The organism is Mesorhizobium sp. M7A.F.Ca.US.005.03.1.1, from assembly GCF_003997975.1.
GTDB classification, from domain to species: Bacteria; Pseudomonadota; Alphaproteobacteria; order Rhizobiales; family Rhizobiaceae; genus Mesorhizobium; species Mesorhizobium ciceri.
This window is the reverse complement of sequence record NZ_RZRO01000009.1, coordinates 42,294-68,277: the sequence shown is the minus strand read 5'-3', so window position 1 is coordinate 68,277 and position 25,984 is coordinate 42,294. Positions and strand designations below refer to the sequence as shown.

The 25,984-nt window shown below is 60.7% G+C and carries 32 protein-coding genes; 16 read left to right on the top strand and 16 right to left on the bottom strand.

Translation table 11 applies throughout. The features are described 5' to 3' along the window. Window positions 1-118: 118 nt before the first annotated feature. Entirely contained in the window at window positions 119-283 is a 165-nt protein-coding gene (locus EN990_RS06660; RefSeq protein WP_013531546.1) for a DUF3309 family protein, read from the top strand. 128 nt (window positions 284-411) lie between these two features. On the opposite strand, the gene EN990_RS06655 is transcribed toward EN990_RS06660, so the two are convergent. Then, window positions 412-1,194, bottom strand: a complete 783-nt coding sequence (locus EN990_RS06655; protein ID WP_127368729.1) for a DUF1236 domain-containing protein — start codon at window positions 1,192-1,194, stop codon at window positions 412-414. 193 nt (window positions 1,195-1,387) lie between these two features. On the opposite strand from EN990_RS06655, the gene EN990_RS06650 reads away from it, so the two are divergent. Then, window positions 1,388-1,840, top strand: coding sequence for a membrane protein (locus EN990_RS06650; protein WP_013531548.1), 453 nt, complete (start codon window positions 1,388-1,390; stop codon window positions 1,838-1,840). A gap of 91 nt (window positions 1,841-1,931) precedes the next feature. Beyond that, window positions 1,932-2,168, top strand: a complete 237-nt coding sequence (locus tag EN990_RS06645; RefSeq protein WP_027161660.1) for a hypothetical protein — start codon at window positions 1,932-1,934, stop codon at window positions 2,166-2,168. A 10-nt stretch (window positions 2,169-2,178) separates the two neighbouring features. Here EN990_RS06645 and EN990_RS06640 read toward each other — a convergent pair whose 3' ends face one another. Beyond that, window positions 2,179-2,436, bottom strand: coding sequence for a hypothetical protein (locus tag EN990_RS06640; protein ID WP_013531550.1), 258 nt, complete (start codon window positions 2,434-2,436; stop codon window positions 2,179-2,181). 294 nt (window positions 2,437-2,730) lie between these two features. Between EN990_RS06640 and EN990_RS06635 the strand changes: the two genes are divergently transcribed. From EN990_RS06635 to EN990_RS06620, 4 genes are all read left to right on the top strand, one after another. Then, window positions 2,731-2,925 carry a DUF2934 domain-containing protein gene (locus tag EN990_RS06635; RefSeq protein ID WP_032808298.1) on the top strand — a complete coding sequence of 65 codons (195 nt, stop codon included), beginning with the start codon at window positions 2,731-2,733 and terminating at the stop codon, window positions 2,923-2,925. Window positions 2,926-3,014: 89 nt separating this feature from the next. Beyond that, a complete protein-coding gene (locus tag EN990_RS06630; protein ID WP_013531552.1) occupies window positions 3,015-3,191 on the top strand; it encodes a hypothetical protein in 177 nt (58 codons plus the stop codon). After that, on the top strand, window positions 3,188-4,084 hold the full coding sequence (locus tag EN990_RS06625; RefSeq protein ID WP_127385506.1) for an alpha/beta hydrolase: 897 nt from the start codon (window positions 3,188-3,190) through the stop codon (window positions 4,082-4,084). The genes EN990_RS06630 and EN990_RS06625 overlap by 4 nt, the downstream gene beginning before the upstream one ends. Window positions 4,085-4,207: 123 nt before the next feature. Continuing rightward, the gene (locus tag EN990_RS06620) at window positions 4,208-4,618 is read left to right on the top strand and encodes a DUF427 domain-containing protein (RefSeq protein ID WP_013531554.1); all 411 of its coding nucleotides are present in this window, start codon (window positions 4,208-4,210) and stop codon (window positions 4,616-4,618) included. Window positions 4,619-4,661: 43 nt separating this feature from the next. Here the strand turns inward: EN990_RS06620 and EN990_RS06615 are convergent, their stop codons facing one another. Further along, window positions 4,662-5,081, bottom strand: coding sequence for an HD domain-containing protein (locus EN990_RS06615; protein WP_013531555.1), 420 nt, complete (start codon window positions 5,079-5,081; stop codon window positions 4,662-4,664). A gap of 24 nt (window positions 5,082-5,105) precedes the next feature. Then, window positions 5,106-5,501, bottom strand: coding sequence for a GFA family protein (locus tag EN990_RS06610; protein WP_027161657.1), 396 nt, complete (start codon window positions 5,499-5,501; stop codon window positions 5,106-5,108). Between the two features lie 201 nt (window positions 5,502-5,702). On the opposite strand from EN990_RS06610, the gene EN990_RS06605 reads away from it, so the two are divergent. After that, the gene (locus EN990_RS06605; RefSeq protein WP_013531556.1) at window positions 5,703-6,311 is read left to right on the top strand and encodes a cysteine hydrolase; all 609 of its coding nucleotides are present in this window, start codon (window positions 5,703-5,705) and stop codon (window positions 6,309-6,311) included. 100 nt (window positions 6,312-6,411) lie between these two features. Beyond that, window positions 6,412-7,686 (top strand): DUF763 domain-containing protein, encoded by a 1,275-nt coding sequence (locus tag EN990_RS06600; RefSeq protein ID WP_127388259.1) that lies wholly within the window; start codon window positions 6,412-6,414, stop codon window positions 7,684-7,686. A gap of 23 nt (window positions 7,687-7,709) precedes the next feature. On the opposite strand, the gene EN990_RS06595 is transcribed toward EN990_RS06600, so the two are convergent. The 5 genes from EN990_RS06595 to EN990_RS06575 form a co-directional block, all read right to left on the bottom strand. Next, the gene (locus tag EN990_RS06595; RefSeq protein ID WP_024505528.1) at window positions 7,710-8,153 is read right to left on the bottom strand and encodes a PPC domain-containing DNA-binding protein; all 444 of its coding nucleotides are present in this window, start codon (window positions 8,151-8,153) and stop codon (window positions 7,710-7,712) included. A 44-nt stretch (window positions 8,154-8,197) separates the two neighbouring features. After that, the gene (locus EN990_RS06590; protein WP_013531559.1) at window positions 8,198-8,515 is read right to left on the bottom strand and encodes a hypothetical protein; all 318 of its coding nucleotides are present in this window, start codon (window positions 8,513-8,515) and stop codon (window positions 8,198-8,200) included. A 117-nt stretch (window positions 8,516-8,632) separates the two neighbouring features. After that, a complete protein-coding gene (locus tag EN990_RS06585) occupies window positions 8,633-10,213 on the bottom strand; it encodes a DHA2 family efflux MFS transporter permease subunit (RefSeq protein WP_127368666.1) in 1,581 nt (526 codons plus the stop codon). Between the two features lie 11 nt (window positions 10,214-10,224). Then, entirely contained in the window at window positions 10,225-11,412 is a 1,188-nt protein-coding gene (locus tag EN990_RS06580; RefSeq protein ID WP_127368665.1) for an HlyD family secretion protein, read from the bottom strand. A 99-nt stretch (window positions 11,413-11,511) separates the two neighbouring features. Further along, entirely contained in the window at window positions 11,512-11,682 is a 171-nt protein-coding gene (locus EN990_RS06575) for a hypothetical protein (protein WP_127368664.1), read from the bottom strand. A 181-nt stretch (window positions 11,683-11,863) separates the two neighbouring features. On the opposite strand from EN990_RS06575, the gene EN990_RS06570 reads away from it, so the two are divergent. Genes EN990_RS06570 through EN990_RS06555 form a run of 4 tightly spaced genes read left to right on the top strand, consistent with a single transcriptional unit; the run spans window position 11,864 to window position 16,273 of the window. Next, complete coding sequence (locus EN990_RS06570) at window positions 11,864-12,481, top strand: (2Fe-2S)-binding protein (protein WP_024505525.1); 618 nt, start codon at window positions 11,864-11,866, stop codon at window positions 12,479-12,481. 1 nt (window position 12,482) lies between these two features. Then, entirely contained in the window at window positions 12,483-13,505 is a 1,023-nt protein-coding gene (locus EN990_RS06565; RefSeq protein WP_127368663.1) for a xanthine dehydrogenase family protein subunit M, read from the top strand. A gap of 3 nt (window positions 13,506-13,508) precedes the next feature. Further along, complete coding sequence (locus EN990_RS06560) at window positions 13,509-15,788, top strand: xanthine dehydrogenase family protein molybdopterin-binding subunit (protein ID WP_127385589.1); 2,280 nt, start codon at window positions 13,509-13,511, stop codon at window positions 15,786-15,788. Between the two features lie 23 nt (window positions 15,789-15,811). Further along, on the top strand, window positions 15,812-16,273 hold the full coding sequence (locus EN990_RS06555) for a RidA family protein (RefSeq protein WP_027161650.1): 462 nt from the start codon (window positions 15,812-15,814) through the stop codon (window positions 16,271-16,273). A 46-nt stretch (window positions 16,274-16,319) separates the two neighbouring features. Here EN990_RS06555 and EN990_RS06550 read toward each other — a convergent pair whose 3' ends face one another. After that, window positions 16,320-18,029: an HAD family hydrolase gene (locus tag EN990_RS06550; protein ID WP_127369926.1), complete on the bottom strand. Its 1,710-nt coding sequence runs from the start codon at window positions 18,027-18,029 to the stop codon at window positions 16,320-16,322. A 236-nt stretch (window positions 18,030-18,265) separates the two neighbouring features. Between EN990_RS06550 and EN990_RS06545 the strand changes: the two genes are divergently transcribed. Beyond that, window positions 18,266-18,772, top strand: a complete 507-nt coding sequence (locus EN990_RS06545) for a ferritin-like domain-containing protein (RefSeq protein WP_013531567.1) — start codon at window positions 18,266-18,268, stop codon at window positions 18,770-18,772. A gap of 59 nt (window positions 18,773-18,831) precedes the next feature. On the opposite strand, the gene EN990_RS06540 is transcribed toward EN990_RS06545, so the two are convergent. The 3 genes from EN990_RS06540 to EN990_RS06530 form a co-directional block, all read right to left on the bottom strand. Then, window positions 18,832-18,981 (bottom strand): hypothetical protein, encoded by a 150-nt coding sequence (locus EN990_RS06540; RefSeq protein WP_013531568.1) that lies wholly within the window; start codon window positions 18,979-18,981, stop codon window positions 18,832-18,834. Between the two features lie 40 nt (window positions 18,982-19,021). Next, complete coding sequence (locus EN990_RS06535) at window positions 19,022-19,993, bottom strand: SDR family oxidoreductase (RefSeq protein WP_013531569.1); 972 nt, start codon at window positions 19,991-19,993, stop codon at window positions 19,022-19,024. A gap of 306 nt (window positions 19,994-20,299) precedes the next feature. After that, window positions 20,300-20,995, bottom strand: coding sequence for a TetR/AcrR family transcriptional regulator C-terminal domain-containing protein (locus EN990_RS06530; RefSeq protein ID WP_027161648.1), 696 nt, complete (start codon window positions 20,993-20,995; stop codon window positions 20,300-20,302). Between the two features lie 192 nt (window positions 20,996-21,187). On the opposite strand from EN990_RS06530, the gene EN990_RS06525 reads away from it, so the two are divergent. Then, window positions 21,188-21,670: a RidA family protein gene (locus tag EN990_RS06525; RefSeq protein ID WP_027161647.1), complete on the top strand. Its 483-nt coding sequence runs from the start codon at window positions 21,188-21,190 to the stop codon at window positions 21,668-21,670. A gap of 418 nt (window positions 21,671-22,088) precedes the next feature. Beyond that, a complete protein-coding gene (locus tag EN990_RS06520; RefSeq protein WP_245267558.1) occupies window positions 22,089-22,733 on the top strand; it encodes a GNAT family N-acetyltransferase in 645 nt (214 codons plus the stop codon). A gap of 4 nt (window positions 22,734-22,737) precedes the next feature. On the opposite strand, the gene EN990_RS06515 is transcribed toward EN990_RS06520, so the two are convergent. From EN990_RS06515 to metG, 3 genes are read right to left on the bottom strand one after another with little or no spacing between them, the layout of a single operon-like run. Beyond that, on the bottom strand, window positions 22,738-23,565 hold the full coding sequence (locus EN990_RS06515) for an MBL fold metallo-hydrolase (RefSeq protein ID WP_027161645.1): 828 nt from the start codon (window positions 23,563-23,565) through the stop codon (window positions 22,738-22,740). 3 nt (window positions 23,566-23,568) lie between these two features. Next, window positions 23,569-24,363, bottom strand: a complete 795-nt coding sequence (locus EN990_RS06510; RefSeq protein ID WP_027161644.1) for a TatD family hydrolase — start codon at window positions 24,361-24,363, stop codon at window positions 23,569-23,571. Next, window positions 24,363-25,913: a methionine--tRNA ligase gene (gene metG, locus EN990_RS06505; RefSeq protein ID WP_027161643.1), complete on the bottom strand. Its 1,551-nt coding sequence runs from the start codon at window positions 25,911-25,913 to the stop codon at window positions 24,363-24,365. The genes EN990_RS06510 and metG overlap by 1 nt, the downstream gene beginning before the upstream one ends. Window positions 25,914-25,984 lie beyond the last annotated feature (71 nt).

The window sequence follows — 25,984 nt, the reverse complement described above, 5'->3', positions numbered from 1 at the left end:
GCAGCGTCGATGAGGTCTCAATCGGGAACAGGAAGGCTTGTAGCGAGTTCATATTCTCATCAGCCGGCGACCGCCGCTCCGTCTACACGGCGCGAAGCCGCAAACAGGAGAGCAAGTCATGGGTCTCGGCACAATTCTTATCATCATTCTGATTATCGCATTGCTTGGCGGCTTTAGTGGACTTGGCGGCGGGCCATTCTACGGCACCGGCTATTACGGGGGCGGCGGCCTCGGTCTTCTGCTGCTTATAGTCATAATCCTGGTCGTGCTCGGGCGTCTCTAGCCGAGTCTGCCATGCGGTGGCAGATTGTATCACCTGCCGCTTGCGGTTCTCTTCGGAGTTGCTTTGAATCCATAGCAGTCCGGCAATGACGGTCCGCCCTCTGGAGGGCGGACCACTCGTCGGACATATCAGGTCAAAATCAGCACGATCTTGAACGTATCCGGATCAACGATGACGATCCGACCGTCCGCAAGCACGAAATACTCGTAGCTTTCGTAAGCGGGAACGATCTTGACGATACGAGCCGGCAGCCGATGCAGCCTGACCTTGTGCCGCGGAACTTCGACGCCGACGCTGATGTCAAAATTGACATTGGACACAGGCTCGACCTTCGTCTCCCGGATAATCTGAGTGACTTGGGTTTTCTGCTCCACCGTCACGTTGTTGATGGAACCGGTCGACGTCGTATCCTGTGTCGAGGCCTTGCCCTGGGCCTGCTGGTCGGTGGTGGTGCCGGTCTTGCCCTGAGCCTGCTCGTCGGTCTGCATCTTGGTCTTGCCCTGGGCCTGCTGGTCGGTGGTGGTGCCGGCCTTGCCCTGAGCCTGCTCGTCGGTCTGCATCTTGGTCTTGCCCTGAGCCTGCTCGTCGGTCTTCAGCTTGGCTTTGCCCTGGGCCTGCTGGTCGGTGGTGCTGGCCTTGCCCTGAGCCTGCTCATCGGTCTTCAGCTTGGCCTTGCCCTGGGCCTGCTGGTCGGTGGTGGTGCCGGCCTTGCCCTGAGCCTGCTCGTCGGTCTTCAGCTTGGCTTTGCCCTGGGCCTGCTCGCCCATCTTGGAGCCGTTCTGGCAGTCAGCCTGCCCGGAAGCGCAGTTGGCGTCTGCGCCAGATTGGCTTTCGGTCTGTTGTGTCTGAGCCACCGCCGTTCCACAGCCGAGCCCGATGGCCAGCATGCTGGTAATGAGAACACGTTTCATGGGAAATCTCCCTGGGTAAGGTTCGTCCCTTCACTGGGTAGAACCAGCACCCAAAAAAAATGTTCCGAGATAGATGCGTGAGTGCTAAAAAACGACCCCGCTTGAGATCATACGATCGCGGGCGGAAGCCGCCGTTAAAGCGACCTTTTCAACCTTGGCGATTGCCCTAGCTGTCTCCTGAGAGGAGACCGACATGGCAATCTATAGTCTGAGAGTGGTCAGCTTCATTTTCGTTGCACTGGCTTTCGCTCCGGCCGCCGCGCATTTCTTCGCCATGTTCAACAAGATGAAGCTCGACGGGCCAAACTATCTGGCTGCGCAGCGCGCCTATGATGGATGGAGCCTGTTCGGCATCGTGGTGCTGGGAGCATTGCTCTCCACGGCCGCCCTGGCGATCCTGCTCTATCGAGCGAGCGCATCTTTCGGCTTGGTTGTTGTCGCCTTTCTAAGCATCGGCGCCACGCAGTTTGCCTTCTGGACGCTGACCTATCCAATCAATCAGGCGACCCGGAACTGGACTGTCCTCCCTGAAAACTGGGAGCTGCTGCGGCGCCAATGGGAGTATTCGCATGCCATCGCCGCAGGCCTCAACGCCTTGGCGTTGCTGGTGCTTTTCATATCGGCGCTTCGCCCTGCGGTGCGTTGAACGACCACGTCGTCACCAGCACGGCCAGCGGGCAGGAACCACCATGAAGCGGAATCATTGAAACGCCAGATGTCCCAGCGCGGCAGGAAAAATGAAACGGTACTATTTTGATCTTCAAAACGGTGACGGCGCGGTACCCGACGATGACGGGCAGCTGTTCGAATCCCGGGAACAAGCCAGAGCGGAAGCAATTCGTATTTTGCAGGATGTCGCCCAAGACGAAATGCCCGACTGCGATTTCGTCAAGATAACCGTCAAGGTACGCGATGAGATCGGTGCGCAGATGTTTGAGGCGTCGCTTGTTCTGACCTCCGGATGGAGCGTTTGATGTCGCAGTGCTAGCGGCGATACCGCACCGGGATTTGCACGACATTCTCCGATCCAGGCAGATCAAAGGCCATGGCCAGCTGACGTACGGAGGCCATCTCCACGATCAGTTCTTCAATCGAAAGGTCTGGCAGGCCGGTCTTCACCCTCTGCCTCACCCTGGCCGCAAGTTCATGAACCCGCACCGGGACGAAAAGCGGGCTGTCGTCCAGCAGCTTGCTGATTTCGATGACCACATCGGCGTCGATGTCTTTCGGCAATTCCCGCATGAGCGTCACCTCCAATCGAAGCAACAGCCCGCCATGTCGATGCGACGGGCGATCCGGCTTTGAGCGCCGGGCAGTGGGATCGGAGAGGGACGTGCTCGGCGCTGGCCGATAGCCTGATTCATAAAACTGCGAGCATAGGTGTGTCACGAAAAAATATCGGTACGAAATTTACCAAGCCGGTCATTCCATGCAATCCACAAGGGCCTTCCCGAAATCCGGCAGCGGCTGTTGCCGACAGAGGAGGAACAAAAAATATGGCCCGGAATTGAGACTGACGAATTGGAGGATCTAGCCATGGACAGCAGGGAAGAAAAGATCAAACGACGGGCCCATGAAATCTGGGAACAAGAGGGCCGGCCGGTAGGCCGCGAGCAGGAGCACTGGGATCGGGCCGTGCAGGAGATCGAAGCTGAGGGTTCGGAGACTGAACGTGGCCCGGTTCTGCCTGACCCGACAGTTGCGGCCGATTCCAATAGCTCGAAGCGTTGATCGGCAATCCCATGGCGTCTTGAGGACCCCGGTCGGGCAACCAAATTGGCGGAACCTCGTTTGCCGGGCATCAACCAGAGGAGGTTTCGATGAAGAGGTTCTTTTCATTCCTGGTCTTGGCCGCTGCCCTTGCGCTCGGCGCCTGCGACAACAACACCGAGCCGATGAAAGCCACCAGCAACAAGAACCCACAGGTTGATCAGGCCGCCAGACCAGGCCCCACGACTGGCGGCGACCAGCCAGCTACGGTGCCTCAGAGCAAATGAACTCCGTCTCACATTGCGACACACCTCTGCTGCGCGTCGCCTATCTCGATGGTGGACCGCAGGACGGCGCCCCGGTTGTCCTGCTGCATGGCTGGCCCGACGACGCGACGACATACGCTCGTATTTCGCCGGTCCTTCATGAAGCTGGCTTCCGGACGTTTTCCCCTTGGTTGCGAGGCTTTGGGCCGACATCGTTCCTGTCGAAAGAAACCATGCGCTCGGGCGAGATTGCCGCGATGGCGCAGGATGTGCTGGATTTTGCAGATGCGCTTGGCATCAGCCGCTTTGCAGTTGTCGGACATGATTGGGGCGCTCGGATATCCTATCTGCTCGCGTCGGTTTTTCCGGACCGCATCAAGTGCTGCGCTGCGCTGTCCCTCGGCTGGCAACCAGGCAAACCAGCAACGCCGACGCCCGAACAGGCGAAAGCATTTTGGTATCAATGGTTCATGGCGACCGCACGGGGCGCCGAGTTCGTACGAAAGAACGGCAAGGAATTCGCCAGGTATCAGTGGGACAGCTGGGGTCCATCAGGCTGGTTCGACGACGCCATTTTCGATGGCGTTGCGAGCTCGTTCGAAAATCCTGACTGGGCGGATGTGACGTTGCATTCCTATCGGGTCCGGTGGGAAGAGGCCGAGCCCGATCCGCGTTATGCCGAACTCGCCCGCCGGCAAGCAACGGTCAAGATCATCACCGTGCCGATCCTGACGCTTCACGGTGGTGACGACCGCGTTGTGTTTGCCCAGTCTTCAGAGGGGCTCGAAGAGCATTTCACCGCGTTCTACAGGCGGGTGGTGCTGGATGGCATCGGACACTTCCCGACGCGTGAGGCTTCTGATCAGGTTTCGCGAATGTTGGCTGCGTTTCTCGATAGCCATGGCAAGCGCTGAAGGAGGGGCGCCATCGACCCCATAGTAAAGACCGGAACCTGACGCATCGCCGCGCATTTCGTCTCCATGCATGACGAACCGAAATGCGGTCTCGCAATCAATCGGCAGCCAGGGAGAATTTGGATGCAAGCTTCAGGCGCAATCTCAAGACACCATGCTGGCCAGTTGGCCATAGAACCGTTTGCGGGCACGGTGACGGTACGATTTTCCGACGCCATAGTCGCTGCCACGGAACGGGCGAAAGTGCTTCAGGAAGAAGGGCATGAGCCCGTGTTCTATATCCCTTTCGAAGACATCTATTTTGACCTTTTCGAAAAAACGAACACCACCAGCCGCTCCCCTTTGAAAGGTACCGCGAGCTACTGGCGCGTCCATGCCGTGGGCAGCTCGGCTGACGATTTCATGTGGGCATACGAGACGCCTGAAACCGCGGCGCGGGCCATTGCACGTCATGGTGCATTCGATCCGGAAAAGGCGCGCATCGATGTCGAGCCCGCGGAGGACAGAAGGCATACGCCCCACGTCACGGAGTAGATTGCCCGTTCTCATCGGCGCGAGCTGAAATTCAAGGCAGCTGCTAACCGCGTGGAAACTCTTCATCAAGGATGCGTAGTGCCTCCTCGTATCTGACGGTTGATGCCCCGGCCTGTCGTGCCTGCCAGATATTGTCCGCCAGATCCGCGCGCTTCACCGGCAGCGCCAATGGATTCGATGCCGCTCGTCGCACGAACGCGAAGTAATCCTCGCCGTCCCTGCGCGACATGGCGTCGACGGCCGACGCGATCGTCGGGCCAAAACCGGCCTCTTCCAACCTGGTCCGGTCCCAGCCTTCGCCCTTTTCCAGGACGTCATGGAGATAGGCGACGACCTTCTGATCCTTGGTTTCGACCGCGTCAACGACACGCCGACAGTGCTCGATATAAGGTCGCCCGGTCTTGTCGCGCTGTGCCGCGTGGACCTCTTCGGCAATCTTGGCCGCCCGGTAAAACATGCTCATCAGGCTTCCCCTTCAGACATGGTTTCACCATCGCTCCTCGGTGTCGTGGTGCGGCAGGTCCATTCCGCAGCAAACCCAGCCAAGTCGCTGCCTCGATCCATAATTGTAGCGCGGCTCCAGGCGAGCTGGATCGTCGAACGTTCCGACATGAAGCGCGATCTCTCCCGGCGATGCGTCATAGGCGAGGCTGAGCGGCGATCCGCAGGCGGAGCAAAACCCCCTGCAGGCAATCGGCGAAGACCTGCGATAGGTCGGCGTCGCATCGGTCCAGGTCACGCTTTGGGAAGGTACCCAGGCCAGAACCGCGAACGCACTGCCGGTCGCTCGCCGGCACATATCACAATGGCAGTAATGCACTCTCGGTTCGCTTCCAACGCGGAAGCGGATCGTGCCGCAGAGACATCCTCCGCTCAGTTCCATTTTGGCGCCCCGGTTGACTTGCGGCTCCAACGCCTCTCGCGCGGTCTCATGCGAGCACCTCCATTCATCACAGCGGAAACGCCGGTCATTTGCGTCGGTTCCTGTTGGCTATCTCAGGAACCAGTGCTTGCGCGCGGCGTTGCGTGTCTTTGCTGGCAAAATGAGGAGTCAGGGAATGCTTGGCCGGTCGGAGACGCACTGATGTCGATGCCGGGGCTGGCATACGGTCCCCTGGGCGATCGATGCATGCATGTCTGCGTGGATATGCAGCGGCTGTTTGCCGAGCCGTCTCAATGGGCAACACCCTGGATCACCCGGGTTCTCCCGCAGATCGAGACGCTGGTCGAAAGACGCGCGCCGCAGACGGTCTTTACACGCTTCCTGCCAGCCAAGAAGCCGGGGCAGGGCGTCGGCACCTGGAAGCGCTATTATGAGCGCTGGGCTTCACAGACGATCGAGACGATCGGGCCTGAAATGACCGAGCTGTTGCCGTCTTTAGCCGGCTACTGCCCGCCAGCGGCGATAATCGACAAGCACATCTACTCGCCCTGGTTCGAAGGGCGCCTCAGAGCCTTCCTGGTGGAGCGCGGCATCGATACGCTCGTCATCACCGGTGGCGAAACGGATGTTTGCGTTCTGGCCACGGTGCTCGGAGCCATCGATTTCGGCTATCGCGTGGTTCTCGTCACGGACGCGCTATGCAGTTCTTCCGATGCAACCCACGACGCACTGCTGACCGTTTACCACCAACGTTTCGCGCAGCAGGTCGAGACGGTTGAGATGGAAACGGTTCTCTCGAACTGGACTTGACGTTCGCCAACTCGGCTCGGCGGAAAGTGTCCATGCTTCCTTGCGCGGTTTGGCTGCCTATCTGTTAAGAGAATAACGGACACCAGAACGGATAGCAGACGTGACGCAACGATCGGGAAGTGCTGATCTTCCACTCCATGGCGGGCGCGTGCCAAAATGGCTCGGTGACCGCATGACGCGTCTTGGCGCCGTGATGTGCGAAGCGATCATTCATCACTATGGTCGAGACGAACTGCTGCGACGGCTGGCGCATCCGTTCTGGTTTCAGTCCTTTGGTGCTGTCATGGGCATGGATTGGCACTCGTCGGGGATCACGACCAGCGTCGTGGGCGCTTTGAAGCGTGGCCTCACGCCGCTTTCCGGCGAGCTCGGCATTCATGTCTGCGGTGGTCGCGGCGCGCATTCGCGAAAAACCCCGCATGAACTCGAAGCCATCGGCCAACGCGTCGGCTTTGACGGAGCGGGCCTGGCCACCGTCAGCCGTCTTGTCGCCAAGGTCGACAGCGCCGCAGTCCAGGACGGTTTCGATCTTTACCTGCATGGTTTCATCGTCACCGATGACGGTCGCTGGGTCGTGGTGCAGCAAGGCATGAACGGTGACAGCAAGGTGGCGCGCCGCTACCATTGGCTCTCCGAGGGGCTCAAGAGTTTTGTCGACCAGCCGCATGCCGCCATCGAGGGCATCAATCAAGGCGAGATCGTCAACCTGACCGACAGGCGCGCTGACGCGTCGCGCCAAGGGCAACTGAACCTTTTGCAGGAGCTCGGACCCGATCGCATCCTGGGCGAGCTTGCGGCATTGGAGCGTTGCGCGGAGCCGAGGTGCCGGCAGGAACCGGAGCAGCCGCTGCTGCCGCATTTGGTCATGCCGGCCCATCATGACGTTCGCGAAAGCGATGTCGTCATGCATCGTCTTCACGGCAATATCGCCGCCGCCGCGGACCGCGGTCCCACCGATTTCGCCGAGCTCCTTCTGGTCCCCGGCGTCGGCGCGCGCACGGTGCGCGCGCTGGCCCTCGTTGCCGAGGTGGTGCATGGCGCGCCTTGCCGCTTTTCCGATCCCGGCCGCTTCTCGCTGGCGCATGGCGGCAAGGACAGGCATCCATTTCCAGTGCCGCTGAAGGTCTATGATGAGACGATCGGGGTTCTGAAGTCGGCCGTGCAAAAGGCAAAGCTCGGTCGCGATGAGGAAATCGGTGCCTTGAGGCGGCTCGACGATCAGTCGCGGCAAGTCGAACGATACGCAACCGGCCCCAGCCTGAAGGAAATTGTCGCGGGAGAATTCGACCAGTCGCATCTGCTTGGCGGGCGCAGCGTGTTCGGGTGGGAAGCGGCCCCGGACACAGCACCTGCTGAGCGGAGCAAGAAGGCCTGAGAACGAGCTAGAGCGGCTGGAGATCAATCGTCCAGATCGATGAGCGCGACACCGAGATCCGGGCGCTTGCTGCGGCGCAGATGGCCGGGCGCTTCCACCAGGGTGATTTCGAGCGTTGGCCGAACGATGCCATCAAGCAGATGTCCACCCCGGGTGGTGCCATCGCTCAATCCCAGCACCGCATGGACGTGCAGGCTGGGCTTATCGTCATCACCCAGTGCGACATCGCCGATCGCGCTCAGAACCTCGCACTGTTCGTCGATAGGGATTTTGCGGTAGGTCTTCGCGTCCGGATCAAACCAGCCCACGGTGGCTTTTTCGAAAGCCCCTATGGCGGTCAGGGACGCGCTGCCGATCTTCTGGTCGACCGCGAAGGCGGTCAGTGCCGCGAACGCTTCTTCGCGCGGGTCGAGCACCAGGACAAATGTCCTTTGTCCGCCGATCTCATTGACGAGCTGCGATTTCATCCCTGTCCTTCCATCGTTCGGCCCCATTGAGCGCCGCCGTCAGATCAATGGGCGCGGTGTTCCGCATTGCGCTTGCGGGTCGCTGCAGCTTTCTTTGCCGATTCCGATCGGCTTGCGGCAGACCGTGATGCCGATGCCTTGCCGCCGCTTTTGCCGCCTTTGTGCGCCGCCGGATGGCCCGTGTGTTTGCCGCGGCCCGAACCGCCTTCCTTCTTGCCACCGCCATCGTCCTTGTTGACGGTTGCCCATGCGCGCCGCTCTGCCTCCTTGTCGGAAACCCCGCGCTTCTCATAACCTTCGGCAATGTGGTCGGCTTTACGCTCCTGCTTGTCAGTGTACTTCGATTTGTCGCCTCGTGGCATGGCCAGCTCCTCCTGTTGAACAAGGGCTGAACGTCGACTCGACGCGCTGGTTCCAACGGAAGTTCGCGAAGCCGAAGCCGCATGGCGGGGCAGCGCCATACACCGCCGCGGCGCGAGCTAACGCTTTTCGGGCCGGGGAGAGCGCAGCAGCAAGGCGAGGGGAACGAGCAGTGCGGTCGCTACCGCGCAATACCGAAAGACATCGATATAGGCGAGCAATGAGGCCTGCCGCGCTATCAACTGTCCTATCCAGCCGACCGCCTGCTGTTTTGCGTCGATCATCGGCGACCCTTGAGCCACGAAGTGCTCGGTCGCCTGACGCAGAACCTGCTGGTAGGTCGGTGACGACTGTGCCGTGTGGCCGACGAGGTTTGCCTGATGGATTTGCGCGTTCTGGGCTATCACTGTGTTGGACAGCGACACGCCGATGCTTCCGCCGATGTTGCGGGCAACGTTGATGAGTGCCGACGCCTGGTTCGTCTGCTGCGGAGCAAGACCGACGTAAGCCGCCGTCGAGATGGGGATGAACAGGAACGGCAAACCGATCATCAGGAAGATGCGCGCGAAAGCAAAGAAGCCGAAACTGACGTCCGGGGTGAGCGATGTCATATGCCAGAGCGCGACAGCGACGACGGACATGCCTGCCATGATCAGGTATTTGGGCTGGACGATGGCGCCGGCAAATCCGGAAATCGGCATAAGCATCAACATTGCGATGCCACCTGGCATCATCGACAGGCCCGACAGGGTGGCCGTATAGTTGAAGGCGGTCTGCTGCAGTTGCGGCATCAACTGGGTGGTGCTGAACAGCACGGCGCCCACTGCCATCATCACCAGGAACGATGTGCCGAACTGGCGGCTGAACAGCAGGCGGACGTCGACGATCGGATCGCGGTGACTGAATTCCCACGGGATCAGCAGCAGAAATGAGACCGCCGAAATCGCCGCGAAGGTCACGATGAAACCTGATGCGAACCAGTCGTTGCGCTGGCCCTCATCGAGAAAGATCTCCAGGCAGCCGAGTGCCGTGGCGACCAGGATGAAACCGACCCAGTCTATTCTGAGGCCGCCCTTCAACCGTTCCTGCCGTTCGCGCTCGAGCACATCAGGCTCGACCACCAGCCACTGCACCAAGGCAAGCGACATGATGCCGAACGGGACATTGATGAAGAATATCCAGTGCCAGGAGAAATGGTCGGTCAGCCAACCGCCGATGGTCGGCCCGACTGTCGGTGCGACGATGACGGCAATGCCGTAAAGAGCAAATGCCTGGGAGCGTTTTTCGGGTGGAAAGGTGTCGGCGAGAATGGATTGTTCGCTGGGTGCCATGCCGCCGCCCCCGAGGCCTTGCAGGATCCTGAAGACGATGAGCATTTCCAGATTGGGCGCCAGGCCGCACAGCAGCGACGCTATGGTGAAGATCGCCACGCAAAGCATGTAGTAACGCTTGCGGCCGATGACGCTGGCCAACCAGCCGCTAACCGGGATGATCACGGAATTCGCGACCAGATAGGTGGTGATCACCCAGGTGCTTTCGTCCATCCCGGCCGCGAGGCTGCCGGCGATGTTGCGCAGCGCCACGTTGGCGATCGAGGTGTCGAGCACCAGCATGAAGGTGGCGATCGAGACGACGACTGCGATCAGCCACGGATTGCGCCCGCCGGCGGCGGACCGGGTTTCGCTCCGTTCACCAGCCATTTCGACGGCGCTCATCTCACCTTGACTGTCGGCACCACCGACAGGCCTGGACCCAGCAGCACGCCCGGCGGTCGGTCGAAGACGATCTTCACGGGCACGCGCTGCACCACCTTGACGAAGTTGCCGGTGGCATTCTCGGCCGGCAGCAGGCTGAAGGCGGTGCCACTGCCCGCCTGGATGCTGTCGACGCGGCCGTGGAAGTTCTTTTCGGGATAGGCGTCGATATCGATGTCGACGGGCTGTCCCGGCCGCATCAGATCAAGCTGGGTCTCCTTGAAATTAGCCTTCACCCAGACCTCGTCGGGAACGAACATCATCAGCACCTGACCAGGCTGGGCGTAGGTGCCCTTGGCGGCCGTGATACTGGTGGCGCGACCGGCGACAGGCGCGGTTATGATGGTGCGCGACAGCATGGTGCGGGCCTGCTCCTGGCTGGCCTTGGCTTGATTGAGCTTTGCTTGCGCGCTCTTGGTCTGTGCTTGCAGAACAGTGACCTGGCTTTTCGCGGCTGCCACGTTTGCTCCGGCGCTGTCGAGGGCGGCCTGGTCCTGGCGCAGGGTAGAAGCGGCCTGTTCCGCCTGCTGTTGGGTGGAGGTTCCCTTGGCCAGCAGCTCACGGTTGCGCTTGTCCTCCGCTTTGGCAAACTCGAGCGCGGCCTGGGCCTGCGCCACCTGCTTCTGTGCCGCATCGATCTTGGCGTTTTGTGCTTCGATCTGTGCACCGACATCGACGATCTCGGCCTGCGCCGAGGCCACACCGGCGTCGGCTTCCGCCAGGCTTGCCTGATAGTCGCTGTCGTCGATGCGCAAGAGCACGTCGCCGGCTTTCACAGACTGGTTGTCGGTGACCGCGACATCGGTGATACGACCCGATATCTCGGCACCGATCGTCACCGTGCGGGCGTCGATGAAAGCATCGTCGGTCGATTCATACTGACGCGCGTCCAGCCACCACAAGACCAGCCCTACGGCAATCAACAGCACTGCGAGCAGGATGGCGATCGATATGTAAGGGTGCCGCCGAGGGAAGCTCAGCAGGCTGGGCTTTGGTTCTCTGGCCTGCTTGTCCTGCTTGTGCTCCTGACCGTCGGCCTGACCGGCGTCTTTCCGGTGTTTTGGCGACGCGTCTGAGGTGGCCCTGCGTGGCGCGGCGTGCGTGTCGCCGGTTTCAGGTTCTTCGGTTTGGGTTTTCGCGTCCACGGGAGAACTTCCAGGAGTTTTGACCGTGGCCAGTCAACGACAACTGGTCGTAAAAGGTTCCTGGCGACCGGGCACGGTTTCGCGCCTGGCGGAATTGGTTCAGCCGATTGCCAACCTGACCACGATGGCCAGGATCACGATACCGACCAAGCCTGCTATGAAGATAACCCGACGCGTGCGCGTTCGCAGGATGATCTCGCCCTGTCTCGCCTGCTCCGCAGAGAACACAGGTCCATTGTCATCGTCCTTGTCATGCCGACCATCGCTCATGATCGCCTCCTTCCGGCCCTTGGCACAAACCGGCTCTTGGCACACAACCATCGCCCGACAGGTGAGGTTCCGGTTACATCGAACCTGCCACAGAAAAAGGAATCACAGGCTCGTGAGGAGGGAACTTTGTCCTCCGCGACTGGTTTGGGCCGCTTGAGACCCAGCCAGCCCGGAGCCAGCCATGTCCGATGCCAAGATGTCCAGTGGCCTGAGCAGACGCATGTTCATGACGGCCTCTGTTTCGGCGGCGGCGGCGATGCCGCTTGTGAATTCCCCGACGAGAGCTGCCCAGCCAGCGTCCGAAAAGCCAGCCGAACCGCGCGACTTGTCGGCGGTTTCAATGCGTATCAACAAACAGACCTACAATCTCGCGCTCGACAATCGAACCAGCCTGCTTGACGCTCTGCGCGACCACGTCGGCCTGACCGGCACCAAGAAAGGTTGCGATCACGGTCAGTGCGGCGCCTGCACGGTTCTGATCGATGGAAAGCGGGTACTGTCCTGCTTGAGCTTTGCCGTCATGAACCAGGGGCGGGAGATCACAACGGTGGAAGGCCTGGCCTCGACGGACGGGGAACTGCATCCGGTCCAGCAGGCCTTCGTCGACCACGATGCCTTTCAATGCGGCTATTGCACACCGGGTCAGATCATGTCCGCCATCGGTTGCATCAACGAAGGCCATGCGGGGTCGGAAGATGACATTCGCGAATATATGAGCGGCAATCTGTGTCGCTGTGCGGCCTATCCCAACATCGTTGCGGCGATCGTCCAGGCGCGCGACGAGATCAGGAGGGCCTAGGATGCGCCCCTTCGTTTATGAAAGACCAACCAGCGTCTCCGCTGCAATCGCCATGGCATCCCGTGTCGATGCCGTGCGCGTTCCGCCAACCGGCGCCGACACGCAATTCATCGCCGGCGGCACCAATCTGGCCGACTACATGAAGCTCGGTGTCGCGCGGCCGGACCGACTGCTTGACCTCAACACTCTTGCCGAGCCAGCCTTGCGGCAGATCAGGATAAACGATGACACGATCCGGTTTGGTGCACTGGTCCGCATGGGTGAAGCAGCCGACAACGATGACGTCCGGCGGCGTTGCCCGGCCCTTGCCGACAGCCTGAAATTCGCCGCCAGCGGTCAGCTTCGCAACATGGCGAGCCTGGGCGGCAATGTGCTGCAACGTACGCGCTGCGAGTATTTTCGAGAGATTTCCTGGCCGTGCAACAAGCGCGAACCCGGCTCCGGTTGCGCTGCGATGGAAGGGTCCAATCGCCAACACGCCGTGCTGGGTACGAGCGATGCCTGCATCGCCACGTATCACGGCGATTTCGCGCAGGCGCTGGTTGCGCTCGATGCCACCGTCGAGATCGAAGGTCCGCGGGGGAGGCGCACGCTTGCATTTGCCAAGCTGCACAAACGGCCGGGCGACACGCCCGACATCGAGACGGATCTCGCCGCCGACGAGCTCATAACCACCATCGAAGTGCGGCTCGAACGGTGGAGCAGCCGGTCGCGCTATCTGAAGATTCGCGATCGCGAATCCTACGCGTTTGCGTTGGCGTCCGCGGCTGTTGCGCTCGACATGGAGGGCGAGACGGTAAGGAGTGCGCGCATTGCGCTTGGTGGTGTGGCGACGGTGCCGTGGCGGGCGCGCGAAGCAGAGGACGCGCTACAGGGCAAAGTGCTTGACGAAGCCGCGGCGCAAGAGGCTGCCGAGGCTGCCTTCGCCGATGCCAGACCGCGCGAGCATAACGCATTCAAGATACCGCTCGGCAAGCGCACGCTGGTGCGGGCGCTGCTCGAAACCCGGGATATGAAGGGCTGAGCCATGAACCAAGCTGCACCCGCCCCCAGGGAAAACCAGGGCGATCCGGTTGTCCGCATTGACGCCCGGCTAAAAGTTACCGGACAGGCCGGCTATCCCGCCGACATCGTCACGGCCAACGTCGCCTACGGTGCCCTTGCCACCAGCAGCATTGCCCGGGGCAAGGTTTCGGGACTTCACACGAAAGACGCCCGGGCCGTACCCGGTGTGCTGGACATCGTCACCTATGACGATATGGACAAGACCGACACGCCGAAATTCGGCAACACCGGCGCAAGTTCGATCGGGCCGTTGCACGACAAGACGGTTTTTCACGACGGTCAGATCATCGCTCTGGTGGTTGCCGAGACCTTCGAGGCGGCGGAGGAAGCCGCAATGTTGATCCGCGCCGACTATGAGGACGAACGGCCCGCCGCCAGCTTTGATTCCAAGGGCGTGAAGATGGAGCCGGCTGCCGGCAAAAACCCTATGTTCAAGGAGGATGCGAAGGCCGGTGATTTCGATGCCGCCTGGGCGGATGCGACGGTAAAGATCGACGAAAAATATTCGACGCCGACCCAGCATCACAATCCGATCGAACTGTTTTCGACCACCGCAATATGGCAAGGCGACCAGTTGACCATACACGAGCCCAGCCAGAACGTTACCGGCTGGAAGGTGGAACTGGCACGCCAGCTGAAGCTCGATCCGGCCAATGTGCGGATCGTCAGTCCCTATATCGGCGGTGCCTTCGGCTCCAAGGGGCCGATGACGGCACGCACCGCTATCGTTGCCGTCGCGGCGCGACGCATTGGCCGCCCGGTTCGCTGCGTCGTCAATCGCATGCAAGCCTTCGGTACGCAGACCTATCGCGCCGAAACGCGGCATCGGATCCGCATGGGCGCCGGCAAGGACGGCCGCATCACGGCGTTCGGACATGAGGCCTGGGAGGTGACGTCACGCCCTGACCCTTATGTCGTCGGCGGCACGTCCGCCACCGCGCGCATGTACAATTACGGCGCCGTTCTGACGCATGTTTCGCTGGTTCATGCCGACCGCAACACGCCTGGCTACATGCGATCGCCGCCGGAGACGCCTTATGTCTACGCGCTGGAAAACGCCATGGACGAAATGGCTGTGGCCCTCGGCATGGATCCTGTCGAGTTTCGTCGCATCAATGAACCGGAGAAGGAGCCCATCGGAGGCAAGCCATTTTCCAGCCGCTCACTCATCAAGTGCTACGACCAGGCGTCGGAGGCCTTTGGCTGGTCGAAGCGCGATCCCAAGGTCGGCTCTATGCGCGACGGCGACTGGCTGGTCGGGATGGGCTGTGCGACGGCGATCTATCCGACTGCCGCCGCGCCCTGCGCGGCCCGGGTTCGTCTCACCGCCGACGGCGAGGTTCGGATCCAGTGCGGCTCCCATGAAATCGGCACCGGCGTTCGCACCATCGCCGGCCAGATGGCGGCCGAAAGACTGGGCATCGGCATGGACAAGATCAGCGTCGAGATGGGCGACAGTGCCTTGCCGCCGGCTCCCGTGTCGGGCGGATCGATCTCGACCGCCAGTGTCTGCTCGGCGGTCATGAAAGCCTGCGACGCGATACGCGGAAAGCTGTTCGCCGCCGCTGCGGGCAGGGGGGCTCCGCTGGCCGGTTCGGGCAATGCGAAGCTGGACTTGAAGGACGAAGAGGTCGTCACCGAGACCGGCAAGTCCGCAAAGCTGGCTGATGTCTTCAAGGCTATGCAAGTCGGCGCCATCGAGGAATATGCCGAGTTTGCGCCGAAGGGTTCTTCGCCTGAAGCCCTCAGCAAACTCTATGCCGGACAGTCGGAATTTCATGGTGGAGAGAACGACGAAGATTCGGTCAAATATGCCTTTGGCGCCGAGTTCGTCGAAGTGCGCATCAACAGCTATACACGCGAAATCCGGGTCCCGCGCATCGTCGGGGCCTTCGCCGCCGGGCGCATCATGAACACGCGCACCGCGCGCAGCCAGCTGATGGGTGGCATGATCTGGGGCATCGGCCAGGCGTTGCACGAGGCGACGGAAATCGATCAGCGACACGCGCGCTACGTCAACCGCGACCTGCAGGACTATCTCGTACCGGTCAACGCCGACATCAAACAGGTCGACGTTATCCTGGTCCCCGAAATCGACCATCAGGTCAACCCTGCCGGCGTCAAGGGTTTGGGCGAACTCGGCAATGTCGGAACGGCTGCTGCCGTGGCGAGTGCCGTCTATCATGCCACCGGCAAGCGCATTCGCGATCTGCCGATCAGAATAGACGATTTGATAGGCTGACGATCAAGAGTTCTGGACGAAGCATGGAACTCGTAACCCATAAGAAATTCAAAAACGGAAAGTTGATGCCGTGGGGAAAAGGCACGGTCGTCTCCGGAGCAAGGGGATTTGTCTACCTTTGCGGAAATACGGCAACCGCCGAAAATTATGATCCGACCGGAAAGAGAGGAGGGGGATTCACTGGCGATGCGGCGGCACAGTGGCGCGCAATTCTGGCGAACATCAAATCAGATCTGGAAGAACTCGGCAGCGCGCTCGACTATCTCATCCGGCTGACCTTCTTCATCAAGGGGCCATTTCCCGATGGCGGCGTTCTGAGTTCACCCAATTTTCGTCTCGACGTACTGGACGAGTTCTTTGCCGAGCATTGCCCGAAGCACTGCAGCTATAACAACCCGCCGCCTTCGGAGGTGATCGGAGTTGCAGCGCTTGCGCAAGCCGACATCGTCGTTGAAATTGTTGCGGTGGCGGCGTTGCCTGACTGAAGAATTTCGCATGCAGCGCTGGCTTGATTGACTTGGCTCTCGCGTGTCACTCCGGGGCTGTGGCGGGAGCCGTGTAACGGCGGCGCACGGCATCAAGCACCCGCTTGCGGCTCTCCTCCGCCGACAGGGTCTTGTCCTCTTCCGCCTGGGCGGTTTCGCGCGCCAGATCCTTGTCCCTGATCTGATGTCGAAACCATTTGGAATAGTCGCCGGTGCGCAAATGAAACTCCCAGGTCTTGTCATCTATGCCCTCGGCGATCTGAGCGAAGATCATCAGATTGTGAGCCCTGAGATTCATCGCATTCTCAGGGCCATGGAAATAGAAGCTGCCGGCTTCGTCGAGCTGGCCTTCGGCATATTTCCGGCTGTGCCGCTTGAGTGACTGACGTGGTTCGACCACTTTGACCGTCTTGACTTTTTTGCCTGCCTGCGGCCGCCAGAACAGCACGCGCGCACCTTTCGGGCTGGGGATGACTTTCGGCGGCTCAATGCCGGTTTCACGGCAGAAGACCTTCACGACGTCCTTTGCCTTGGGGCCAAGCGCAATGATGGCTGTCACCAGGCGCAAGGCGTCTGTCGAGATCGCCTCGGGGTGAACGGTGATCAGGATTGTGCCAGGCAATTCCAATGAAAGAACCGCCCGCGTATCGTCGCGCCGCTTGGGCAGAAGATGATGCGCTTCATCGATCACGAGCCAGTGCGGTCTCGCGGTGCGCCGGCGGAAACTGCTGAGGCCAGGCAGCAGGTCGGCAAAGAAATCCGGCCTCTCGTCGACCCGCAGGGCCAGTCCATTGACGACTATATTGCTGTCGGCCTTGGCGATCAGATCCAGCACTTGCGCCTTTGTCGGCGCGCTTGAGCCGTCTCCCAGGCGAACGGCGCCTTCGAGGCCATCATAGTCGCCTTCGGGATCGAAGACACAAAACTGAAAGCCGCTTTCGACGAAGCGTTCGGTCAGCGCGGTGGCCAAGGTGGATTTACCGATACCGGAACTCCCGGCAATGAGGATCGTGTCGCTCGGCGACAGGTAGGTATCATCGCCGCCAGATGATCCAAGAACGATGCCGTCATGGCGCTTCGGCACTATCGCGTGATCACGCTTTATCAGCTTTGCGATCAGTTGCTCCACGCCTTTGCCTCGGGCGCCAGGCATGATCAGGTTGGCTGTATCCTTGACCGCCGGAATTGCATTGTCGACGGCGACGCTGCAGCCACAGGCTTGCAGGAACGCATGATCGTTCTCGGCGTCGCCGACGCCGACGACGTTGTGCGGCGAAAGTCGAAGGTCCTGAAGGGCCGCGGCGAGCCCGGTGGCTTTGTTGATGCCGCTCGGCAGGATCATCACCGCGCCCTTGTTGAAGATGATTTCCAGTTCGAGACCCATCTTCTTGATGACCTCAAGCACGGTCGCTTGATGCGGTTCCCAGGTCGCGACGATCGATCGTCCGACCGAAAGCGGCTTGACGCCCTGCCTCTTCAACCTGGCGACGAATTTGGGCTCGGGCGGCGGGGCGATCACCCGCTCTTCCTCGCTGGCCGGCGTGTAGATCATCGCGCCATTCTCAGCGACGACCTTGTCGAAGAGGCTAAGCTCGGGAAAGACGCCCTTGAGATCGGGCAGCTCACGCCCGGTGACGAGAACCAGCTTGCGGCCGCTTTTCTTGAACCGCTCAAGCGCAGTGAGCGTTTTCTTGGCGACGACCCCATCATGAGCCAGCGTGCCGTCATAGTCAGTCGCCAATGCAATGAAATACATTCCGCCAACCCTTCTCGGTTCCGATTGCTCTGCGACTAGAACGTGTGATCGAGACAAAGGCTCCCCACCGACCGGATCGCAGGCCTTGGAGAAGGGGGAACGGGTCCGCCCTCGGAAATCAGGAACTCCTTCGGTGCCGGCACGTTGACCAGACAAGCCGGGAACCGTCCCGGTCTTTGTTGGCGGCGCAAACCCCGTCGCCGAAATCCACACCAAGCGCAATGAAAGGTAAGGCCATGGGCTTCTTTTCGAAGGACATAAAGACACTCGACGATCTCTTCGTGCACACGCTGCGCGACATCTATTACGCCGAAAAGCAGATCGAGAAAGCGCTGCCGAAGATGATCGACAAGGCAACCGACCCGCAATTGAAAGCCGGATTTGAAAAGCACCTCGATCAGACGAGAGGCCATGTCGAGCGCGTCGAACAGGTGTTTGAGTTGCATGGCGTCAAGGCCAAGGAGGTCAACTGTCCGGCAATCGACGGCATTCTCGAGGAGGCCGACGACGTGAGCGGTGACGTCGATGACAAGGAGGTTCTCGATGCGGCGCTGATTGCTTCGGCGCAGGCCGTCGAACACTACGAGATGACGCGCTACGGCACGCTCATCGCCTGGGCAAAGCAGCTTGGCCGCACCGACTGCGCCAATGTGCTGGCCAAGAATCTCAAGGAAGAACAGGCGACAGATCGCAAGCTAACCGAAATGGCGGAAAGCAAGATCAACCTGCAGGCAGCCGAATAAGGCTGCAATCCGGCCGGCTGGTAACTCGGCCGGCCGGATTGCCGGTAGGTTCCATCCCGTCAGCGAGACGGGTCGACGCCCAGTGCCGCTGATTGCTTGCGCAGCGCCTCACCGTCATCCTGCGGCACATGCCGAGCAGACCCTGCGGTTTCCGTGTAGATGCGATACGCTACACAAGCGAACGCCACCATGAAAAGCAGACGGCCCATCCATCCTACTCCTTCGTTGCGGACTTCGTTTCGGCCATCCTCAGTACCCTCCGACGACGGGCAAGATTTCGCCGGTGATGTAGCTCGAGCAATGCGGCGAAGCGAGGAACACATAGGCCGGCGCGAGCTCTTCCGGTTGCGCTGGTCGTTTCATTGGCGTGTCCGCGCCGAATTTCGAGACGTCGTCAGCTTCCTTGTCCGACGGATTGAGCGGCGTCCACACCGGACCCGGTGCTACCGCATTCACCCTTATGCCCCTGCCGATGAGATTGCCCGACAGGGCCCGCGTGAAAGCATGGATGCCGCCCTTGGTCATCGAATAGTCGACCAGCTGTTTTGAACCGTCGATACCGGTTACCGAACCGGTGTTGATGATCGCCGAACCGGGTTTCATGTGCGGCACCGCTTCCTGCGCCATATGAAAATAGCCGTAAAGATTGGTCTTCAACGTCGTGTCGAAATGTTCTTCGGTGAGCTCGCCGAAGTCGCTGGAATGGATCTGGAACGCAGCATTGTTGACCAGCACGTCGATGCGGCCGAATTTTTCAACGGTCTCCATGACCGCCTTGTGGCAGTGGCTGCGTTCGCTGACATCGGCCTTGACCAGGAGGCAGCGTCGTCCCTCCTTTTCCACCGCGGATTTGGTCTCTTCAGCGTCCTTGTCCTCGGCCAGATAGACGATCGCGACGTCGGCGCCCTCGCGGGCGAACAACACCGCCACCGAGCGGCCGATGCCCGAATCGCCGCCCGTGATGAGCGCTACCTTTTGGTTGAGTTTTTTCGATCCGAGATAGTAAGGCGCATCGTACAGCGGCGCCGGCTCTATGGCCCATTCATGTCCCGGTTTGGGCTGATGTTGCTCAGGGAAGGGGGGCTCGGGATATTCGCGGGCGCCAGCCTGCATGGCGCCTTGAAGCTTCCCATCGCCTTTCGATTTGTCCTTGGCATCGATGCCACGTTGGATATGGCGCTGCTTGGCCGCTTCACCGGCTATTTCCGACTTCATCTGCATGATCGTCTCCTTGGCTTGGAGAGAAAACAACGCATGTCGGCCAAAAAGGTTTGCGCAAAAGATCGACTGCAGAGAGGATTCCGACCAGCGGTTGGCAATGCGTGGCGACGACATCGCCAACTGCAACAATTCAGCTGCAATGCAGCCGCACCAGCCACCGCCGCGATGGGATCGAGCATCTGGGGCTTGCCCGCTGCCTGCGCCGCCTTGGCGGCGAGCCCAACGTGATGATGTGGACTGGGAAGCTCTTGCGTCGCGTGCGCAAAGCAGCGCCATCCGGTCTGCTCCGGGCGGAGCGCCGGAATTCTATCTTGGCGAGAGGCCGTCGAGCAGGAAGTCGAGGCCTCTTCGGAAGGCGCCATCCCAATCGTTGTCCAACAGCAGACGAGAGCGTTCGATTGTCGGGTAGTGTTCGCTGAGATGTGTAAGACGCTGCTGTGCGGCTGCCCTGTCTTCTTCCGAGAGATCGAAGCTTGCCCGGGTGAGGGTGGCGCCCATCACATAGTTCCAGAGCGACCATATCGCGGCGTTCAGATCCGCGTCCGCAACACCGGCTCTGGACAAGGTCTTGCTCAGCATTTCCAGGCGACCGAGAATGTTCCGGCCGAGCGCCCGGCGCGGCAACAGCGATGCCGACCAAGGATGGCGCAACATTCTGGCGCGCCAGTCTTCGAGCATATGAACGACGTCTCCGCGCCAGTCCGGAGACTCACCTGTTTCAGGCGATCCGCGATGTTCGAGCACCGAATCGACTGCTAGATCAAAGACATCCTCCTTGTTGTCGACGTGCCAATATAGGCTCATCACACCCGAGCCGAGGCGATCGGCCAGCCGACGCATTGTCAATCCGTCTATGCCCTGGGCGTCCAGCAGTTCCACCGCGGTCGCCACGATACGCTCTCGAGACAGCGGCGGCTCGCTGCTCGCTTGCTGCACGGGCTGGAGCGACACGCTTATCCGTTGATCCCCTTTGCTCCGGGCGCCGCTGCGTTTGGCTATCATCCGTCGTCCTCGCTTTTTCAGGACATCGATTTTGACCGGCAACGCGACAAATGTCGATCTTGAACGATTGACTCGTACGACGTACCATACGATGACTCGTACATCGCACGATTCACGTAGCGATTAGGTTAAAGTTCAATCTGCAGGCGCCAGGGTAGGTTGCTCGCAGGCTGCGGAGCCAAGCGAAAAACCATGTCACGCGCAATCAAGCATCTGCTTATCGGAGGGCTAATCATCATGACCATTGCAGTCCCCACTGCGTCGCCGGCGAACGAGTTCAAGCTGACTATTGTCAATCCACAGGCGCTCTACGACCCGTCGCCGAATGGCTACAGCACCGCCGTAATCGCACCGCTCGGAGCTCGGATCGCCTACATCTCCGGGCAGGGCGGCCAAGACAGCACAGGAACCTTGTCACCGGATTTCGCCGTCCAGGTGAAGCAGGCCTACGCAAATTTGCATGCTGCGCTTGAGGGCATCGGCGCCAAGCCGGATCAGGTGGCGAAGCTCACGGTCTTCGTGGTCGACCACGACATGTCCAAGCTCGAGGTGTTGACCAGGAACGTCAAGGACATGTTCGGCGAGGCGCTGCCGGCGCAGACTCTGGTTCCCGTTCCCAAGCTTGCAATCGATCCCATGCTTTTCGAGGTGGAGGCCACCGTTATTCTGGAATAGTCGCTCCGATTGACCCGATCGTTCGAACAAAGAGTCGAGCGCGCTGCCGACGGCTGCGCGCTCACAATGTCGAGCGGATGTTTCCAAGCCTCACGTGTTTCCAGGCTGAAGCCTCCAAGGGAACTGGAAAGTGAAGTCGGGGACCGCCGCATCCATGCCGCTCGCCGTATCCAAAAGTCGCATAAGATAGATTATGGAACTAATGCATGGGCCAAGAACTGTAAATTGCCGCTGGTTCTCATAGGCTTGAGCCGATTGTGGCGTATTGCCTTGAGCGGATCGCCAACGCTAGGCTGTCGAAATGAAGATGGCAAACAGCGAGATCGAAGCGGCAATCGAAGTGTTCGTGCATGGCTTCAGCGCTGATAGGAGCCGCACCTTTCCTTACGAGGCCAGCCGCGTTGGACCATTGTGGTTGATGCGCGATGCCGAACGCAAGAATCCTCGCGATTACCGCGGCGAAGAATGGGTCGTCCATGACGTCGCCGCTCAAGAGACCGATGCCGTCGTGCGGCAGCATGCACGGCCGGGCTTTGCCATTTCCGTTGTGATCGCGAACGACGATCCGGACGGGCCGACACGAACCGCCTACAAAGCTCTCGGCTACCGGCTGCTGCGGACCGAAGGCTTTTTCGTCCACCGATTGCACCGGATTCCGAACCCGCCATCGATTGCTTCGGTCGAACGCGTGCAGACGGCCGAACGGGCGGCACAGTTGGGAAAGATCATCCGCAGGCAGCCGATCCCAGACGATTTGCTCGGCGACACCGCGCCGTTCCGCCAGTATGTGGCAATCGACGGCGCCGACATCGTTGGGCGCGTTCGCAGCCTGGATGCCGTGGGAGCCACCTGGTGTTCGAGCATGTATGTCGAGCCGTCGCACCGGCGTCGCGGCATTGGTCAGGCTTTGATATCGAAAATGTTGCACGACGATCGCGCGCGCGGGTCAAGGTACTCGGTGCTGGCAGCAACCCATGCCGGGGCGCTGCTTTATCCCCGGATGGGCTACGAGCGGATCGGAACGCTGCTGATATTTGCACCAAGGAGCCGAAAGCCCTCATGAAGCTCTATTCGCATCGTGCTGATTCATAAGGGATTTCTATAACCATGCCGTCATAGGCGGGTTCGACATTGGCTGGTGTCTCGGCCATCACCGAGACGTAGTCGAGCGGCACGTGCATATGTGTCAGCACCGCATGTATCGGCGCCAGCCGCTGGATCCATTCGAGCGCTTCGCCAAGTGACAGATGACTTGGATGCGTCCGGTACTGCAGCGCGTCGATGATCAGCACGTCGAGGTCGCCCAGCCGTTCGGCGGTGGGTTCCGGAAAGTCGCTGATGTCGGGGCAATAGGCGAGACCGCCAATGCGGAAACCGAGCGATACGATGTCGCCGTGGATCTGCGGCAGCGGCTCGAGGGTGAGGGTACCCCCCTCTCCTTCGACGACCACCGGCCTGGTGTGCTCGATGAGATGCGGCCTGACGATCGGCGGATAGGAACTGCCTTGCGGCGTCTCGAAACAGTATCCGAACGCTTCCCGCAGCCGAAGCATCGTCGCCCTGTCGGCATGGACGTCGATGAGCTGGCGCTGATCGAGGACGAAACCGCGCAGATCGTCGATGCCATGGATATGGTCGGCATGCGGGTGGGTATAGACGACCGCATCGACACGTTTAACGCCGGCCAGCAGCATCTGCTGCCGAAAATCCGGCCCCGTGTCGATGACGACAGTCGTTCGGCTGCCGTTCGCCGCGATCCGCTCGACGAGCGCGGCGGCACGGGTGCGCCGGTTCCTGGGGTTGTCGGGGTCGCAATTGCCCCAATCGCCGGTGATGCGCGGCGTACCTGGGGACGAGCCGCAGCCGAGAATGGTGAGGCGCAGCCGGTCAGTCATCGTTCAGGCACTTTGCTCTGCAGGCCGCGGCATCTTGCCGAACAGCCGGAAGAAATTATCTGTGGTCAGATCGGCGATTTCAGCTTCGCTTACCCCGATCGTTTCGGCCAGCACCTTGGCGGTATGGGCGACATAGGCGGGCTCGTTGCGTTTGCCCCGAAACGGCACGGGCGCCAGATAGGGCGCATCGGTTTCGACCAGCAATCGGGCATGCGGGACATCGGCGGCAATGGCACGCAACTCAGCTGAATTCTTGAAGGTCAGGATGCCCGAGAACGACACGTAGCCACCGAGAGCGACGCCCACCTCGGCAAGCCGGCGCCCGGAAGAAAAGCAATGCAGGATGAAGGGGAAGGCGCCCTTCCCTGTTTCGTCCTCGAGAATATCAGCCATGTCGGCATCGGCATCGCGCGAATGGATGACCAGCGGCAGCCCCGTTTCACGGGCGGCGGCGATGTGATTGCGAAAGCCTTGCGCCTGTGCATCGCGTGGCGCCTTGTCGTAAAAATAGTCGAGACCGGCCTCGCCGATGGCCACTACTTTCGGGTGCGCGGATAGCCGCACAAGCTCCTCGACCGTGATATCCAGTTCTTCGGCCGCATTGTGCGGATGAGTGCCGACAGAGCAATAGACTTCGTCGAAAGTTTCAGCGATCTCAAGTACTTGCGGAAAACGCTTCACGCGTGTCGAGACCGTCACCATACGGCCAATTCCGGCGGCTAAAGCGCGGGCGACGATGGCCGCCCGCTCCTCGGCGAAATCTGGAAAATCCAGATGGCAGTGGCTGTCGACGAGCATCAGATGTTCGCGTCCGGCTGTTCGACATAACGCGGAAACACGCCTTCCGGCACCGGCAACGCAGTGCCGGGCACAAGCGCGTGATCCGCGTGGACATGCACGAAATCGCGGCTCTCCGCCGGCACCGCCAGCAGGTCGAGCAGTTTCGCGGCCGAGCCCGGAGTGAAGGGCTGACACAGCACCGCCACGCGGCGCACGACTTCGGCGGTTGTCCACAGCACCGTTTCCATGCGCGCCGGGTTGGTCTTCTTCAGCGCCCATGGTGCCTCGCCGGCGAAGTAGCGATCGGCTTCCGCCACCACGCCGAAGATCGCTGCCAGCGCCAGATGGATGCCCTGCTCGGCGACCGCCTTGCGCGCGGTGTCGAGCGCGGCGGCGGCCTGATCCAGGATCGCTCTGTCTGCATCCGTCAGCTCGCCGCGCTGCGGCACCACGCCGCCGCAGTTCTTGGCGATCATCGACAGCGAGCGCTGCGCCAGGTTGCCGAGGCCGTTGGCAAGATCGGCATTGGTGCGGTTGACGATCGCGTCATGGCTGTAGCTGCCATCGTTACCGAACGGCACCTCGCGCAGGAAGAAGTAGCGCACCTGGTCGAGACCGTAGTGCTCGACCATCGCGAATGGATCGACGACGTTGCCAACAGATTTCGACATCTTCTCGCCGCGGTTGAACAGGAAGCCATGCGCGAAAACGCGCTTTGGCAACTCGATGCCCGCCGACATCAGAAATGCCGGCCAATAGACCGCATGGAAGCGGACAATGTCCTTGCCGATGATGTGCGTGGCCGGCCAATAGTGCCATTGCTCGGCCTTTGTGTCGGGATAGCCGGCGGCGGTGATGTAGTTGGTCAAGGCGTCGACCCAGACATACATCACATGCTTGTCGTCGCCTGGCACCGGCACGCCCCATTTGAAGGTCGTGCGCGAGATCGACAGATCCTTCAGCCCCGACTTGACGAAGCTGAGCACCTCGTTGCGGCGCTCGGTCGGACCGACAAAGTCGGGCTGTCTCTCATAAAGCGCCAGCAATTTGTCCTGATAGGCGGAAAGCCGGAAGAAATAGCTTTCTTCCTCGTTCCATTCGACCGGCGACCCAAGCGGTTCGCGGCGCACGCCGTCGTCGCCGAGCGTCGTCTCGCTCTCGTCGAAATAGGCTTCCTGGCGCACCGAATACCAGCCGCTATAGCGGTCGAGATAGATGTCGCCATTGGCGGCCATCGCTTTCCAGATCGCCTGACAGGATTCGTAGTGGCGCGGTTCGGTCGTGCGAATGTATTGGTCATTCGAGCCGCCCATCGCCTCGGTCATTGCGCGGAAAATCGCCGAATTGCGGTCGGCCAGCGCCAGTGGCGTTATGCCTTCCTTCTCGGCCGTTTGCTGCATCTTCAGGCCATGCTCGTCGGTGCCGGTCAGGAAGAAGACGTCCTTGCCGTCCAGGCGCTGGAAGCGTGCCAGGGCGTCGGTTGCAATGACCGTATAGGCGTGGCCGATATGCGGCTTGCCGTTCGGATAAAAGATCGGGGTGGTGATGTAGAATTTGTCGCGTGACATGAATGAACCGTCATGAATGTCTGAATGGAAAGGCGTGGCGGTGGATATCGTATCGAGGCAGCATTTGCCAT